14 protein-coding genes and 1 tRNA gene are annotated in these 15,363 nt (G+C 71.6%); 5 read left to right on the forward strand and 10 right to left on the reverse strand.

Annotation, left to right across the window (positions count from 1 at the left end; translation table 11 throughout):
* Position 1: 1 nt before the first annotated feature.
* From Q343_RS0111010 to Q343_RS0111030, 5 genes are read right to left on the reverse strand one after another with little or no spacing between them, the layout of a single operon-like run.
* The gene (locus tag Q343_RS0111010; RefSeq protein ID WP_029253634.1) at positions 2 to 1,150 is read right to left on the reverse strand and encodes a bifunctional RNase H/acid phosphatase; all 1,149 of its coding nucleotides are present in this window, start codon (positions 1,148 to 1,150) and stop codon (positions 2 to 4) included.
* A 3-nt stretch (positions 1,151 to 1,153) separates the two neighbouring features.
* On the reverse strand, positions 1,154 to 1,888 hold the full coding sequence (locus tag Q343_RS0111015; protein WP_029253635.1) for a zinc ribbon domain-containing protein: 735 nt from the start codon (positions 1,886 to 1,888) through the stop codon (positions 1,154 to 1,156).
* A complete protein-coding gene (locus tag Q343_RS0111020; protein ID WP_029253636.1) occupies positions 1,885 to 2,760 on the reverse strand; it encodes a Nif3-like dinuclear metal center hexameric protein in 876 nt (291 codons plus the stop codon). The genes Q343_RS0111015 and Q343_RS0111020 overlap by 4 nt, the downstream gene beginning before the upstream one ends.
* A gap of 13 nt (positions 2,761 to 2,773) precedes the next feature.
* The gene (locus tag Q343_RS0111025) at positions 2,774 to 4,465 is read right to left on the reverse strand and encodes a bifunctional 3'-5' exonuclease/DNA polymerase (protein WP_052367128.1); all 1,692 of its coding nucleotides are present in this window, start codon (positions 4,463 to 4,465) and stop codon (positions 2,774 to 2,776) included.
* 59 nt (positions 4,466 to 4,524) lie between these two features.
* Positions 4,525 to 5,001 carry a GNAT family N-acetyltransferase gene (locus Q343_RS0111030; RefSeq protein WP_029253638.1) on the reverse strand — a complete coding sequence of 159 codons (477 nt, stop codon included), beginning with the start codon at positions 4,999 to 5,001 and terminating at the stop codon, positions 4,525 to 4,527.
* 88 nt (positions 5,002 to 5,089) lie between these two features.
* Between Q343_RS0111030 and Q343_RS0111035 the strand changes: the two genes are divergently transcribed.
* Positions 5,090 to 5,695, forward strand: coding sequence for a TetR/AcrR family transcriptional regulator (locus Q343_RS0111035; RefSeq protein ID WP_029253639.1), 606 nt, complete (start codon positions 5,090 to 5,092; stop codon positions 5,693 to 5,695).
* 36 nt (positions 5,696 to 5,731) lie between these two features.
* On the opposite strand, the gene Q343_RS0111040 is transcribed toward Q343_RS0111035, so the two are convergent.
* The 4 genes from Q343_RS0111040 to Q343_RS0111055 form a co-directional block, all read right to left on the reverse strand.
* On the reverse strand, positions 5,732 to 6,955 hold the full coding sequence (locus Q343_RS0111040) for a pyridoxal phosphate-dependent aminotransferase (RefSeq protein ID WP_029253640.1): 1,224 nt from the start codon (positions 6,953 to 6,955) through the stop codon (positions 5,732 to 5,734).
* A gap of 194 nt (positions 6,956 to 7,149) precedes the next feature.
* Positions 7,150 to 7,223 (reverse strand) — tRNA-Val (locus tag Q343_RS0111045).
* 27 nt (positions 7,224 to 7,250) lie between these two features.
* The gene (locus Q343_RS0111050; RefSeq protein WP_052367129.1) at positions 7,251 to 7,712 is read right to left on the reverse strand and encodes a redoxin domain-containing protein; all 462 of its coding nucleotides are present in this window, start codon (positions 7,710 to 7,712) and stop codon (positions 7,251 to 7,253) included.
* Positions 7,713 to 7,714: 2 nt separating this feature from the next.
* Positions 7,715 to 8,140, reverse strand: coding sequence for a DUF3052 domain-containing protein (locus Q343_RS0111055; protein ID WP_029253642.1), 426 nt, complete (start codon positions 8,138 to 8,140; stop codon positions 7,715 to 7,717).
* Positions 8,141 to 8,426: 286 nt separating this feature from the next.
* Between Q343_RS0111055 and aceE the strand changes: the two genes are divergently transcribed.
* The gene (aceE, locus tag Q343_RS0111060; protein WP_029253643.1) at positions 8,427 to 11,174 is read left to right on the forward strand and encodes a pyruvate dehydrogenase (acetyl-transferring), homodimeric type; all 2,748 of its coding nucleotides are present in this window, start codon (positions 8,427 to 8,429) and stop codon (positions 11,172 to 11,174) included.
* Between the two features lie 72 nt (positions 11,175 to 11,246).
* Here the strand turns inward: aceE and Q343_RS0111065 are convergent, their stop codons facing one another.
* Positions 11,247 to 11,927, reverse strand: coding sequence for a hypothetical protein (locus Q343_RS0111065; protein WP_029253644.1), 681 nt, complete (start codon positions 11,925 to 11,927; stop codon positions 11,247 to 11,249).
* A gap of 146 nt (positions 11,928 to 12,073) precedes the next feature.
* On the opposite strand from Q343_RS0111065, the gene Q343_RS0111070 reads away from it, so the two are divergent.
* The 3 genes from Q343_RS0111070 (at position 12,074) to Q343_RS0111080 (ending at position 15,316) form a co-directional block, all read left to right on the forward strand.
* Positions 12,074 to 13,225: a PucR family transcriptional regulator gene (locus Q343_RS0111070; RefSeq protein WP_043110007.1), complete on the forward strand. Its 1,152-nt coding sequence runs from the start codon at positions 12,074 to 12,076 to the stop codon at positions 13,223 to 13,225.
* A 103-nt stretch (positions 13,226 to 13,328) separates the two neighbouring features.
* Positions 13,329 to 14,312, forward strand: a complete 984-nt coding sequence (locus Q343_RS0111075; RefSeq protein WP_029253646.1) for an ACP S-malonyltransferase — start codon at positions 13,329 to 13,331, stop codon at positions 14,310 to 14,312.
* On the forward strand, positions 14,309 to 15,316 hold the full coding sequence (locus Q343_RS0111080) for a beta-ketoacyl-ACP synthase III (RefSeq protein ID WP_029253647.1): 1,008 nt from the start codon (positions 14,309 to 14,311) through the stop codon (positions 15,314 to 15,316). The genes Q343_RS0111075 and Q343_RS0111080 overlap by 4 nt, the downstream gene beginning before the upstream one ends.
* Positions 15,317 to 15,363: the final 47 nt, after the last annotated feature.

Raw genomic sequence — 15,363 nt, forward strand, 5'->3', positions numbered from 1 at the left:
GTCAGAGGTCGCTCGGGACCCCGATCGCCACGACCTCCGTCAGGCCCTCGGGCCAGACGCGGAGGATCGAGACCGACGCCGGAGGCAGACGGATCGTGCCCCACCGCGACGGCGGGACGTCGAGTGCGAGTCCCAGGGCCGCGCGGATCTGGATCGTGTGACCCACGACCGCGACGCTCGACCCGGGATGCGCGGCCACCAGCTCCGCGAGCGCGGGCGCAACCCGCTCCCCGACGTCCCGCGCGCTCTCGCCCCCGCCGGGCGGTACGGACGTCCCGGACTCGTACCACTCCGCGAGCTCCCCGGGCCACCGCGCATCGATCTCGTCGGCCGTCAAAGACTCCCAGTCGCCGAACGCACACTCGCGCAGACGGGCGTCCGGACGGACGTGCAGCCCGAGCCGCCGGCCGAGCGCAGCCGCTGTCTCGGTTGCTCGCTCGAGGGGCGACGCGACGATCCGGGACACGAACGGGAGGTCGCCCCAGGCCTTGCGACCGACCCGCTGGACGAGATCGGCGGCTCGAGCCGCCTGTATCCGGCCCGTCGACGTGAGGGCAGGGCCGGGAGCGACCGCGCCGGAGTACGCACCGCGCTCGGTCAGCGCGGTCTCACCGTGTCTCACGAGCACCAGGGTCGTGGCGACGGACGGGTCCAGGCGACGGCGCGGGCCGCCGCGGGCCCTTCGCGCACCCTCCGCCTGCCCAGAGGTGACGACGTCGCCGAAGTCCCGGACGATCTCGGCCTCCCGCGTGTCCATGGCCTCGTTCGCGAGGGCGTCGGCCGCCGAGTTCTCCGCACGGGGGATCCACGTGTAGCGGACCTGCGCCGGGTCGATCACGGACCGCGCCTGCTCGGCGAGCCGACGCATGTCCTCGTGCTTGATCTTCCATCGGCCGCTCATCTGCTCGACGACGAGCTTCGAGTCCATCCGGACGTCGACGACCGCCGCGGGGTCGATCGCCGCCGCGGCCGTCAGCCCGACGACGAGTGCCGTGTACTCGGCGACGTTGTTCGTCGTCTCACCCAGATAGCCCGCGCGTTCTGCGAGCACGGCCCCGTCGTCGTCCCGGACGAGCGTGCCGTAGCCGGCAGGGCCCGGGTTGCCGCGGGAGCCACCGTCGGCCTCGACGACCAGGTGTCGCCGGCCCACGACCTAGAAGTCTCCGCGGACGACGATGTGACCGTGGTCCTCGAGCCGGACGACCGTCTCGGGAGCGGCCGCCGTGATCTCGGCGACCTCCGCGGGCGCGAGATTCAGGTTCAGCCCCTCGAGGAACGAGCCCTTGAGCGCGACGACGCCACGGCCACCGGTCTTGGCCCGCACCTTGTCGTAGAGGGCGAGCAGCGGCGCGTCGATGCCCTCGACGGCCCGAGCACGGTCCGCCTGGGCGACCTCGAGGCTGCGGTCGATCTCCGCGGTCTCCGCGTCACGCTCGGCGACGGCAGCGGTCCGGGCGGCCTCGAGCTCGGCATGCGCCGTCTCGACGCTCTGCAGCGACGCGGTGTGCGCCTCCAGCCGCTCCATCACCTCGAGCTCCACCTCCTCGAGCGCCTCCTGGCGACGACCGAGCGTCTCGAGCTCGCTCATCAGCGCCTGCGCGTCCTTCGCGCCGACCTGCCCGGAGTCCAGTCGCGACTGGTCCCGCGCGGCACGTGTGCGCACCTGCTCGACGTCGCCCTCGGCCTTGGTGAGCTCGCGACGCAGGTCGGAGGCACGCGTGCGGGACTGGACCAGCGACGACGAGAGGTCGCTCAGCTGCCCGTCGAGCTCGGCGATGCGCTCCAGCACGGGGAGGTTGCGCTTCTTGTGCTCGAGCTGCTGGATCCGGATGTCGACGTCCTGGACGGCCAGGAGTCGGTGCTGATCCTCGGGCGGTGCTGTGGTCACGGGTGGTCCTCTCGGTCGGGAGCGTCGGACGACGGGATCTGGAACGTCCACGGGTCGGTGCAGCGCGTGCTGACGCGGGTCTCTACCGTACCGGCGAGGCGGTGGGCCACCGTGCTGGCCGCGGCGGCGAGCCAGGTCCACTCTCCGGCGAAGTGCGCGACGTCGACGAGGTACGGCGTGGGCGCACCGCCGCTCGCGCGTCCGTCGTGGGCAGCTCGCTCCCGCAGCTCGGACGCCGGGTGGTGGCGCAGGTCACCCGTGACGTAGACGTCGGCGCCGCTGGCGCGCACCGCGTCGAAGAGCGAGTCTCCCGCGCCGCCGACCACGGCCACGGTGCTCACGAGCGCATCCGGGTCGCCCGCCACCCGGACCCCCTGGGCGGTCGCCGGCAGCACTCGCGCAGCGCGGCGGGCGAAGGACGCCAGGCTCGTCGGTTCCGCGAGCACCCCGACGCGGCCGATCCCCCGGTCCGGGTCGTCACCGGGGACGAGCGGGACCCGGTTCTCGACGCCGAGCACCTCGGCCAGCGCGTCGGCGACGCCTCCGGGTGCCGCGTCGGCGTCCGTGTGGGCCACGTAGAGCCCGCAACCACCGCGGATGAGCCGGTGCACGAGCGCGCCTTTCGCGGTCGTGGCCGCGACCCCGTGGACACCCCGCAGGAACAGCGGATGGTGCGTCAGCAGGAGGTCGGCGCCCCACTCGAGCGCCTCGTCGACGACGGTCTCGACCGGGTCGACGGCGAACAGGATCTTGGCCACGGGCGCGTCCGGGTCGCCCGCGGCCAGCCCGACGGCGTCCCAGTCCTGTGCCGTTCCGGGCGGATAGAGGTCGTGGAGGACGCCGACGACGTCACTGAGGCGTGGTGAGGTCACGTGCTCAGGGTAGTCACTTCGCCCGGGCGTACGACTCGACGACGGCGACGGTCACGGGGAAGTCGAGGTCGAGGTCGCCGAAGAGAAGTCGCCCTGCGGCCGCGGCCGACTCACGCAGGATCGCCGCGACGTCGTCGGCCTGCCCCGCCGGAGCGTGCACCACCACCTCGTCGTGGAGAAAGTAGACGAGGTGGGCCTGCTCGGCGAACGGCGCCGGCGCGAGGCAGGCGTCGGTGGCGTCCGGCAGGGCCGCGAGCCGCTGCCTGATGCTCGCCAGCCAGCACGAGGCCCACTCGGCCGCGGTCCCCTGGACGACGAAGTTCCGGGTGAACCGCCCCTGGGCACGCCCCGTCGCGCGGGCCCGGGACTCGTCGTCGGCCGTGGCGGAGTCGGCGAACGCACCGCTCTGGGCCTCGCCCCACCCGCCCGACGGCGGGGGTGAGGTCCGGCCGAGCAGGGTGCTGACCCGCCGCCCGCGTTCACCCTCGCGCGCTGCCGCGTCGACGAAACCCAGAGCGGCGGGAAACGCACGGACCAACCGCGGGCGCACCAGGCCGCTGTCGCCCGACGTGCCGCCGTACAGCGCGCCGAGCATCCCGACCTTCGCGTGCTCGCGCGAGTCGACCACCCCCTGGTCCACGAGCCCCGCGTAGATGTCGCCTCCGCGGCCCGCGGTCGCCAACCGCTCGTCGCGCGCCAGACCGGCGAGCACCCGCGGTTCGAGCTGGGCCGCGTCGGCGACGACGAGGGTCCAGCCGGGGTCGGCCACCACCGCGGGTCGTACGGCGTGCGGGAGCTGGAGGGCTCCCCCGCCGCTGGTCGCCCAGCGACCCGACGGTGCGCCGGAGACGACGTAGTCCGGCCGGAACCGGCCGTCGTGCACCCAGGCGTCGATCCACGCCCACCCGTTGGCCGTCAGGAGCCGGGCGAGTCTCTTGTACTCGAGCAGCGGTCCGATCACGGGGTGGTCGACGCGCTCGAGGTCCCACTGACGTGTCGAGTCGACGGACACCCCGGCGTACCGCAGCGCGCGCAGAAGGTCCGGCTGGCTGTCGGGGTTCAGGGACGGCGCGTCCAGCGCGGCCCGGACCGACTCGGCAAGCTCGTGCATGCGCGCCGGTCGCTCGCCGTCACGGGGCCGGGGTCCGAGCTCCGACCGCAGGAGCTCGTCGTGCACGCGGGCGCTCCACGGCAGGCCGGCATGGTGCATCTCGGCCGCGACGAGGGCGGCGGACGACTCCGCCGCCAGCAGCAGGCGGAGGGCTCCGGGGCGGGCCGAACCGTCCACGGCCTCCTGCTGCGCGAGGAGCTCCTCGACGGGGTCGGGCGCGACCGGCGCTGCCACGTCGAAGAGCGTCTCCGCCTGCCGTGCCGGGAACGACGACGCGACGGGCGTGGGATCGTCCCAGGGATCGGCGGGCGCCGTCGCGTACGTCGACCCCTCGAGGGCCGCCGCCGAGCGCAGCACCCTGCGCGCAAGCCGCAGGTCGTGGGCACGCTCGACGCGATGCCCCCCGCGCAGCAGGTCGCGATAGGTCACGGCCGTGTCCGCCCACACCCACCGGTCCGTCGACGACGACCGGTCGTACGCCGTCGTGAAGGTCTCGGGCGGTTGCGCCACGTCCTGCCCCGGCGGCACGGCGAGCACCTCGGGGCCGTCAGGGCCGTCGGGGCCGCCGGTGCCGGGTCGGCAGACGAGGTGCATGGGGCCAGTCTCTCGTGCCCGCCCCGCCGACGACGACCGATTCCGAGCGCGAGCCTCGGTCAGTCGAGCGTCCGTGCGAAGCACCGGGAGAGCTCCGAACCGACGTACGGCCCGTAGAGAGGGATCTCGGAGTAACCCTCCCGTTCGTAGAAGCGCACGGCGTCGGGCTGCTCGGTGCCGGTCTCCAGGACGAGCCGGCGAACGCCGCGCTCGCTCGCCGCGTCCTCGAGCGCGCGCAGCACGACGGAGGCCACGCCCGATCCGCGCGAGGCCGGGACCACGAACATGCGTTTGATCTCGGCGGACGGCGGGCCAGCGACGTCGAGCAGGCGCAGGCCACCGCAGGCGACCGGCGCGCCGGTCGCGTCACGCGCGAGCACGAAGACCGCGATGTCCTCGGTGGTCGGCGCCGCGCCGGGCTCGTGGTCGTCGCAGCCGTATCGCTCGTCGAGCTCGGCCCGCTGCGCTCGACGGAGCCGGTCGGCATCCGGGTGGTCCCAGACGACGGGCCGGACCTCGAACGTTCGTGCGCTCACGTGTATCCCACTTCTCTGATCCGACGGAACGTGCGTTACCGTAACACTCGTTCCGGCGCCGATCGCGCCGCATGATGGAGGAGGAAACGTGGCACGCCCCAAGGACGCCGACGCGGCACGCCGGATCTCCGAGGCCGTCCGTGCCGTCATGGCGCGCGGCGGCCCGCAGTCGCTGAGCGTGCGCGCCGTCGCCCGCGAGGCGGGGTGCAGCACCGGCCTGATCATGCACACCTTCGCCGACAAGCGAGCGCTCCTCGCCCATGCGCGTGCCCTGCAGCACGAGCGCGCCGCGCGGCGGCTCGCCGCGATCGACGAGGACATGGCCGACGCACCCGCGGCCGCCCGGCTCCGCGAGACGCTGATGGCCGCGCTGCCCGACGACGACGAGCGCACGCAGGACGCGCGGATCTGGCTCGGCTTTCTGGCGGCGGCCCTCGACGACGACGAGCTGCGGGCGCGCCACGTCGCCGGCAACCGGTCGTTCGTCGAGCGTGTCCGTGGGCTGGTCGGCGAGGCACGTCCCGACGACCCGCGTCTGGACGTCGCGGCGACGACGCTCGCGCTCGTCAGTCTCGTCGAGGGCCTGACGTCGCTCAGCACCGCCGACACCGAGCTCTACTCCCCCGAGGCGCGAGCAGCCGCCGTCGACAGGGCACTGACCGCACACGGTCTCGGGTCGCTCCCGCCCCGCTGACGGCTCCCCTGCCGCAGTCGCGGGGAGAGCATGGTCCTAATGCTGCTCGTACGTCGAGAGGAAGTTCCCGAGCCGTCCGATCGCCTCGGTCAGATCTTCTGCCCACGGGAGCGTCACGATCCGCAGGTGGTCGGGCGTCGGCCAGTTGAAGCCGGTGCCGTGGGTGAGCAGGATCTTCTCCTGGAGCAGGAGGTCGAGAGCGAGCTGTTCGTCGTCCCTGATGGGGTAGACCTCGGGATCGAGACGTGGGAAGACGTAGAGCGCCGCCTTGGGCGTCACCGCGGTCACGCCCGGGATCTTCTCCAGCGCCGTGACCGCCGCGTCGCGCTGCGAGCGCAGGCGCCCCCCAGGGCCGACCAGGTCGTCGATGCTCTGGTAGCCGCCCAGCGCCACCTGGATCGCGTTCTGCGCCGGGACGTTCGGGCACAGCCGCATCGACGCGAGGAGGTCGAGCCCCTCGAGGTAGCTCCTGGCGTGCGACTTGGGGCCCGTGACGACGAGCCAGCCCGCGCGGTACCCGCAGATGCGGTAGGCCTTCGAGAGTCCGCCGAAGGTGAGCGTCAGGACGTCGGGCGCGACGGACGCCGTCGAGATGTGCTGCGCGCCGTCGTAGAGGATCTTGTCGTAGATCTCGTCGGACATGAGGATCAGCCCGTGCTTGCGGGCGAGCTCGGCGATCTGCTCCAGGTGCGGCCGGTCGTAGACGGCACCGGTCGGGTTGTTGGGGTTGATGACGACGATCGCGCGCGTGCGCTCGTTGATCTTCGACTCGAGGTCGGCGATGTCCGGGTTCCAGCCGTCGTTCTCGTCGCACCGGTAGTGCACCGGTTCACCGCCCGCGAGCTTGGTCACGGCGGTCCAGAGCGGGTAGTCCGGCGCGGGGATCAGCACCTCGTCGCCGTTGTCGAGCAGGGCCTGCAACGAGAGCTGGATGAGCTCCGAGACACCGTTGCCGAGCCAGACGTCGTCGATGTCGAGGTGCGGGAACCCGTCGCGGAGCTGGTACTCGTTGACCACCGCGCGCCGTGCCGACTTGATGCCGCGCGACTCCGAGTAGCCGACGGAGCCGGGCAGGCCGGCGATCATGTCCTGGAGGATCGTCGACGGCGCGTCGAAGCCGAAGTGTTGCGGGTTGCCGATGTTGAGCTTGAGGATCTGGTGCCCCTCGGACTCGAGCTCTGCCGCACGTGCCGCCACAGGACCCCGGATGTCGTAGAGGACGCCACGTAGCTTCTCGGACTGCTCGACAGGTCGGATCATCGTCGTATCGTCGCATGCCGATCTGGGGCGGCCCAGGTCATTTCACTCTGCGACCCTGTCGCTGCACCCCGAGGTCGACCCCTGCGCGCGAGGTAGTGCCTGGCAGGGTCGACCTCGCGCGCAGGGGTCGACCTCGCGACGGGGCGCGAGGCGGGGCCGGCACAGCGAGGGGTGAGGAACAGGCGAGGGACGGGTGGGCCCGGAGGGACTCGAACCCCCGACATCCACGGTGTAAACGTGGCGCTCTAACCAACTGAGCTACAGGCCCTGGCAACCACGGAGCATACCGGGTCGATCAGGGTGAGGTGGAACCGCGCCACCCGTCGATCATGGCGCGATAGGCGGCTGTCGGCCGCGCAGAGCCGGGGTCGGACCGCACGGCCCAGCGGACCTCACCGTCGGCGACGAGGAAGCTCCCACGCCGCGCTGCGCCCCGGTCCTCGTCGAACACACCGAAGGCACGCGCCACCGCACCGTGCGGCCAGAAGTCACTCACGCCGTCGTACGGCTCGTGCTCCAGCCAGGCGCGGAGCGCGGGGAGCGAGTCGCAGGAGACCACGAAAAGTCGAAGTCCCGCCTGCACGACGTCGCCCGCCAGCTCCCGGAGAGCGTGCACCTCACCCGTACAGACAGGGGAGAAGGCATAGGGGACGAACACGAGAACCAGCGGTTCCTCCGAACCGTCGAGCACGACAGGCTCTCCGGACGTGTCCGACGCCACGACGGGCGGGACGCGGTCTCCGACCGCGAGCGTCACCGTCAGCGGTTGCGCCCGCTGGGACCGAGTCGGGTGGCCGACCAGTCGGGTGCGACGGCGAAGGTCGTCATCGCGTGCAGCCCCGCGGTGGTGGCCGCCTCCTGGATGACGGGGTGGCCGACGTGCTCGTCACGGCCGGGCTTGGGGGTGAGGATCCAGATCGGGCCACCGTCGTCGAGCACGGTCTGGACGTCCACGAGGAGATCCGTGAGATCGCCGTCGTCGGCGCGGTACCAGGCGATCACGGCGTCGGTGACCTCACCGAAGTCCTCGTCCACGAGCTCCGAGCCGACGGCCTTCTCGATCAGAGCACGCAAGTCGTCGTCGACGTCTTCGCCCCATCCGAACTCCTGGACGACCTGTCCGCTCGTGAACCTCAGTCGGTCCGCGTCGTACAGGTCAGCGGTCGCTGCCACAGTTCTACTCATCCTCTCACCGGGTTTCCCGCACAGGTGCGGCTTCTGCCCGCAAAGGTAGCCCACCTCGCGGATCTCTGCCTCCGCCACCATGATTCACACGGAATGTCAGGGAAATCACGCCCAGATCTTTGCTGTGCAAGTGACTTCTGCGCCGTTCGGCAACAGAATGGGAAGCGACCATCCTGATCCGTGTGCCCGCGGCCATGCCGCACGTCGCACGCTGAGGGGTCCGAGGCGAGCAGATCCGGGCAGACGAAGCCCGGCGTGAAGCTCCGAACGAGACAAGAGGATTCTGGTGGCATCGAACGACGAGACCAGGCCGCTGATTAACGGCCTGCTCAGCCAGGTACCGGACATCGACCCCGCCGAGACGAGCGAGTGGGTCGAGTCCCTGGACGGGCTGATCGACGACCGGGGCGGCCCCCGTGCCCGGTACGTCCTGCTCAACCTGTTGAAGCGGGCGCGGGAACGCAACGTGGCCATCCCGACCTCCATCAACACGCCGTACGTCAACACGATCGGTGTCCACGAGGAGCCGTACTTCCCCGGTGACGAGGTCATCGAGCGCCGGTACCGCAGCTGGAACCGGTGGAACGCCGCGGTCATGGTGACCCGCGCGCAGCGTCCCGAGATCAGCGTCGGCGGCCACATCTCGTCCTACGCGTCGGTGGCGACGCTCTACGAGGTGGGCCTGAACCACTTCTTCCGCGGCAAGGACCACCCGGGCGGCGGCGACCAGATCTACTTCCAGGGCCACGCCTCCCCCGGCGTGTACTCCCGTGCCTTCCTCGAGGGCCGGCTCTCCGCCGACGACCTCGACGGCTTCCGCCAGGAGCACTCCCACGAGGGCGGCGGGCTTCCGTCCTACCCGCACCCGCGCCTCATGCCCGACTTCTGGGAGTTCCCGACCGTCTCTATGGGCCTCGGCCCGTCGTCGGCGATCTACCAGGCGTGGACCAACAAGTACCTGCACAACCGTGGCATCAAGGACACCAGCCAGCAGGACGTCTGGGCGTTCCTCGGCGACGGCGAGATGGACGAGCCCGAGTCGCGCGGCATGCTGCAGCTCGCCGCGCAGCAGAACCTCGACAACCTGAACTTCGTGGTCAACTGCAACCTGCAGCGCCTCGACGGCCCGGTCCGCGGCAACGGCAAGATCATCCAGGAGCTCGAGGCCTTCTTCCGTGGCGCCGGCTGGAACGTCATCAAGGTCGTCTGGGGCCGCGAGTGGGACACCCTGCTCAACGCGGACAAGGACCGCGCGCTGGTCAACCTGATGAACACGACGCCGGACGGCGACTACCAGACCTACCGTGCCGAGGACGGCGCGTTCATCCGCGAGCACTTCTTCGGCCGTGACCCGCGCACCAAGGCGCTGGTCGAGAACATGACCGACGACGACATCTGGAACCTCAAGCGCGGCGGTCACGACTACCGCAAGCTGTTCGCGGCGTACGAGGCGGCGCGCAACCACACCGGTCAGCCGACGGTCATCCTCGCGCACACGATCAAGGGCTACGGTCTCGGCTCGACGTTCGCGGGTCGCAACTCGACGCACCAGATGAAGAAGGTCGGCATCGACGACCTGAAGGTGCTGCGTGACAACCTGCGCATCCCGATCACGGACGAGGAGCTCGACGCCAACCCGTACGAGCCCCCGTACTACCACCCGGGCATGGACGCCCCGGAGATCCAGTACATGCTGGACCGTCGCAAGCGTCTCGGCGGGTTCGTGCCCGAGCGGCGCGACTCCCCCGCGCCGCTGGAGCTCCCGGGCGAGAAGACATACGAGATCCTCAAGAAGGGCTCGGGCAAGCAGGAGATCGCCACCACGATGGCGTTCGTCCGCCTGCTCAAAGACCTGATCCGGGACAAGGAGATCGGCAAGCGCATCGTCCCGATCATCCCGGACGAGGCCCGGACGTTCGGGCTCGACTCGATCTTCCCGTCGGCGAAGATCTTCAACACGCTCGGCCAGAACTACCTGGCGGTCGACCGCGAGCTCATGCTCTCCTACAAGGAGTCCGAGTCCGGCCAGATCATGCACACGGGGATCAACGAGGCCGGTTCGGCCTCCGCGTTCCAGTCGGTCGGCACGTCGTACGCCACCCACGGCGAGGCGCTCATCCCCGTCTACATCTTCTACTCGATGTTCGGGTTCCAGCGCACCGGCGACCAGTTCTGGGCTGCCGGCGACCAGATGACGCGCGGGTTCATCATCGGCGCGACGGCGGGGCGCACGACCCTGACCGGCGAGGGCCTGCAGCACGCGGACGGGCACTCCCCGATCCTCGCGGCGACGAACGCCGCGATCGTGCAGTACGACCCGGCCTACGGCTACGAGATCCGCCACATCGTGCGCGACGGCATCGAGCGCATGTACGGGGACGGCTCGGACGGGCGCGACCAGAACGTCATGTACTACCTGACCGTGTACAACGAGCCGATGATCCAGCCGGTCGAGCCGGAGGACGTCGACGTCGAGGGCATCAAGCGCGGCATCCACCGTGTCTCGGTGTCCGACGCCGAGGGCCCGAAGGCTCAGATCCTCGCCTCGGGCGTGGGTGTGCCGTGGGGCCTCGAGGCTCAGGAGCTCCTCGCGAAGGACTGGGGCGTGTCGGCCGACGTCTGGTCGGTCACCTCGTGGAACGAGCTCCGGCGTGACGGTCTCGCCGCGGACCAGGACGCGTTCCTGTATCCGGAGCGCGAGGCTCGGGTCCCGTACCTGACGCAGAAGCTGCAGGGCGCGGACGGCCCGTTCGTCGCGACGTCGGACTTCGACCACATGGTCCCGGACCAGGTCCGCCAGTGGATTCCGGGCGACTACGCGGTGCTCGGTGCCGACGGGTTCGGGTTCTCCGACACCCGTGCCGCTGCCCGTCGGTACTTCAAGATCGACGGCCCGTCCGTCGTCGTCCGGGTGCTGCAGCAGCTGGCACGACAGGGCAAGGTCCCCGCGGAGTCGGTCTCGCAGGCCATCGAGAAGTACGCGCTGCACGACGTGAACGCCGGCACCTCCGGCAACGCCGGCGGCGACGCCTGACCGTCCGGCTCGGACGACGAACGCCCTCCCACCTCGGACGAGGTGGGAGGGCGTTCGTCATGTCTGGCCGGCTCAGCGCCCGGTGCTCTGCTCCCGCTGCGTGATCGCCCGTTCGAGCTCGGGGGTCATCGCCTTGACGGCGTCCGAGTCGGGGTGCGCCGCGAGCGCGTCGAGATGGTTGCGCGCGTCGGCGACCCGGTCGGCGTCCAGGGCGGCGAGCACCAGCTGTCGACCGACCTCGGGGACGTGCTCCCGGGTTCGCCAGTGCCCGATGCCGAGCCCGAGCGCGTCCACCGCGTGTCCCGACTCCCGCAGCCCGACGACCGACTCGGCGAGCGCCTGACCCGTGGGGTCCCGGTCGGTCGCCGTGGCGAACCGGCGCAGCGCGCCGTCGAGGTCCTCGTCGACCGAGAGACGCCCGAGCTCGACCAGCGGGTACCACCCGCGCGGGTTGCCGGCGAGCTCTTCGGCCAGCGACCAGACGGCGAGGTCGGCCGCCCGCTGGACCTCCTGCTCGTCGACCGGTGCCGCGAGCGGGTCGTCGGGAACGTGGGCGTCGGCGGCGCGGCGGCGCACGATCTCTGCCAGGGCCTGGAAGGCGCGCGCGTCGTTGGGGTCGTCGGCCAGCATGGCTCGCAGGGCGTCCTCGTGCACGGTGTCCCCTCGTCGTCCGCTCGTGGTGGGCCGTCGCGCGCCGATCGTCGACGTCGGCTGTCGTCGGATCAGTTGTCGAAGACGGGGCATGAGGGCCATGCCTTCACCCTAGCCTCCACGTCACCAACTCACCCTGGGCGGCGCTCCGGACGACCCTTCCGGTTCGCGCGGACACGCGGGGCGACCGACACGCACACCGGGGACGTTGTGGAATCTCTACAATCCGATGTGGATATGATCGCGCGGTGACCTCCACCCCCGACCACCTCCAGCGCGTCCGCGACGGCGGCGGTCTGCTCACGGCAGCCGCGCTCCGGCGTCTCGACGACGAGCTCGACTGGTACCGGGCGCTGCCCGCGGAGGACCGCTCGTGGATCGGACTCGTCGCGCAGGCCGGCATCTCGGCCTTCACGTCCTGGTTCGCCGACCCCTCGCGAGCCCCGCACGGTGTGAACGAGATCTTCGCCGCGGCTCCCCCCGAGCTCACGCGGTCGATCTCGCTCCAGCACACGCTCCAGCTCGTGCGTCTCGTCGTCGAGGTCGTCGAGGAGAACAGCGACCGGCTGGCGGTCCCGGGGCACGAGCGCGACCTGCGCGAGGCCGTGCTGCGCTACTCGCGCGAGGTGGCGTTCTCGGCCGCCGAGGTCTACGCCCGCGCGGCCGAGGTGCGGGGCGCGTGGGACGCCCGCCTGGAGGCACTGGTCGTCGACGCGCTCGTGCGGGGCGACACGGACCACTCCGTGCGGTCGCGGGTCTCGGCCCTCGGGTGGGGCGGGCGCGGGAGCACCCTGGTCATGGTCGGGACGACCGACGGCCCGCTCGACGAGGTCCGGACGGCGGACCTGCGGCGGGCGACCCGCCGGGCCGCCGGGGACGCTCTGGTCGGGATCCACGGCGACCGCATCGTCCTCGTCATCGGGGGCGAGAGCGATCTCCAGGCCGCGGCGGCGACGCTCCTCCCACGTTTCGGGCCCGGCCCGGTCGTCATCGGACCCACCGTCCCCGGCCTCGACGACGCCGCGCGGTCGGCCCAGGCGGCCCTGGCAGGACTCGCGGCGGCCCCGGCCTGGCCGCAGGCCCCGCGGCCCGTGCTCGCCGACGACCTGCTGCCCGAGCGCGTGCTGACAGGAGACGCGATCGCACGCCGCACCCTGGTGGCGCAGGCGTACCGGCCCCTGGAGGAGGCGACCGGCTCGATCCTCGAGACCCTCTCGGCCTACCTCGGGACCGGACGATCGCTCGAGGCCGCGGCCCGCAACCTCTACGTCCACCCCAACACCGTGCGGTACCGGCTGAAGAAGGTCTCCGAGGTGACGGGTTGGGACCCCCTGGACGCCCGCGAGTCCTTCGTGCTGCAGATCGCGCTCGCCGTCGGTCAGCTCGGCGCCCGACGCTGACACCCACGGTGGCGCCGAGTTGTAGGTACTGCACAACACACCGTCGCAACCTTCGTGCGCGCCGCCACGTCACGCGAGCGCCCGCGCCAGGCACAGTTGACGGGTGCTCGCAGTCGTCTGCCCTGGACAGGGCTCCCAGTCCCCCGGAATGCTCAGCCCCTGGCTCGAGGTCCCCGGTGTCGCGGAGCGCCTCGCGGCGTTCTCCGAGGCGGCCGGCATCGACCTCGCCACCCACGGGACGACGTCCGACGCCGAGACGATCAAGGACACGGCGATCGCCCAGCCGCTCCTCGTCGCCACCGCGATCCTCGCCGCGGAGAACCTGCTCGACGGCACCGCGGCGGCGGACGCGATCGACGTCACCGCGGGCCACTCGGTCGGTGAGCTGTCCGCCGCGGCCGTCGCGGGCGTGCTGACCGGCGAGAGCGCGGTCCGGCTCGTCACGCACCGAGCGAAGGCGATGGCGACCGCCGCGGCGGCGGCACCCTCCGGAATGGCTGCGGTTCTCGGGGGCGAGCCGGAGGCGGTGCTCGCGGCCATCGAGGCGGCTGGTCTCTGGCCCGCGAACGTCAACGGCGCCGGACAGGTCGTCGCGGCGGGCTCCCCCGAGGGCATCGAGAAGCTCACGGCGAACCCGCCCGAGCGCGCCCGGGTGCGTCCGCTCCAGGTGGCCGGCGCGTTCCACACGCCGTTCATGGAGCCCGCCCGCGACGAGTTCGCCGCGGTGCTCGACGGGTGGGAGTCGGCGGACCCCACGGTCACGCTGCTCTCGAACGCGGACGGACGGTCGTACGGTCAGATCTCCGGCGAGGGAGACGGCGCGGGCGCCGACGTGCTGCAGCGGCTCGGCGCCCAGGTGGTCGCCCCGGTGCGGTGGGACCTGTGCCAGGAGACACTCGTTACGCTGGGCGTGACGGGTCTGATCGAGCTCGCGCCCGGCGGGGTCCTCACCGGCCTCGCTCGACGTGCGATGCGCGGTGTCGAGACGGTAGCCGTCAAGACGCCCGAGGACCTGGACGCCGCCCTCGAGCTGGCGTCGCGGCACCACGGCACCACCCCGACCGAGACCGAGGAGACCACCGCGTGAGCACTCCCACCCTTCGCCTGCCCGAGACACCGACGGGGTCACGGATCCTCAGCATCGGTGCGGCGCGCGGTGCGAACGTCGTCACGAACGACGACATCGCGGGACCGATCGACTCCTCCGACGAGTGGATCCAGCAGCGCACCGGGATCGTCACGCGACGCCGTGCGGACGCAGACGTCACGGTGATCGACCTCTCCGAGGAGGCGGCACGCGAGGCGCTCACCGGCGCCGGCCTCACCGGGGCGGACATCGACACCGTCATCGTCTCCACCGTGACCCACTTCGAGCAGACCCCGGCCGCCGCCGCCGTCCTGGCCGACCGGATCGGTGCGACGCCTGCAGCCGCGTGGGACATCTCTGCGGCCTGTGCCGGCTTCAGCTATGCCGTCGGCCAGGCAGACGCACTGGTGCGCTCCGGCGCCGCCCGGTACGTGCTGATCGTCGGCGCGGAGAAGATGAGCGACTTCATCGACCCGACCGACCGGAGCATCTCGTTCCTGCTCGGCGACGGCGCCGGTGCCGCGGTCGTCGGCCCGTCCGACGTCCCCGGCATCGGCCCGACGGTCTGGGGCTCCGACGGGTCCAAGGCGGGGGCGATCGGTCAGACGCACGCGTGGGACGCGATGAAGACGACGCCCGACGCCGGATGGCCGACGCTGCGCCAGGACGGTCCCTCGGTCTTCAAGTGGGCGAGCTTCCAGATGGCCCCGATCGCCCAGCGGGCGCTCGACGCCGCCGGGGTCACCGCCGACCAGATCCAGGCGTTCGTCCCGCACCAGGCGAACATGCGCATCATCGACCAGCTGATCAAGCAGCTCCGGCTCCCGGAGTCGGTGGTGATCGGACGCGACATCGCCGACACCGGCAACACGTCGGCCGCGTCGATCCCGCTCGCGACCGAACGGCTGCTGCGCGAGGGTCAGGTGAAGTCCGGCGACCTCTCGCTCCAGATCGGGTTCGGCGCCGGGCTCGTCTACGCCGCGCAGGTCATCGCACTCCCTTAGTTCCACTGTCCTGCGGCTGCCACCCGGCACGCCGTGATCACCATGCT

The organism is Paraoerskovia marina DSM 21750 (genome assembly GCF_000701465.1).
Classification (GTDB): domain Bacteria; phylum Actinomycetota; class Actinomycetes; order Actinomycetales; family Cellulomonadaceae; genus Paraoerskovia; species Paraoerskovia marina.

Bases quoted from the DNA above. Each gene is read 5' to 3' on its own strand.
- Q343_RS0111065 (WP_029253644.1), bottom strand. From the start codon at position 11,927: ATGGCCCTCATGCCCCGTCTTCGACAACTGATCCGACGACAGCCGACG.
- Q343_RS0111025 (WP_052367128.1), bottom strand. From the start codon at position 4,465: ATGCACCTCGTCTGCCGACCCGGCACCGGCGGCCCCGACGGCCCTGAC.
- Q343_RS0111055 (WP_029253642.1), bottom strand. From the start codon at position 8,140: ATGAGTAGAACTGTGGCAGCGACCGCTGACCTGTACGACGCGGACCGA.
- Q343_RS0111040 (WP_029253640.1), bottom strand. From the start codon at position 6,955: ATGATCCGACCTGTCGAGCAGTCCGAGAAGCTACGTGGCGTCCTCTAC.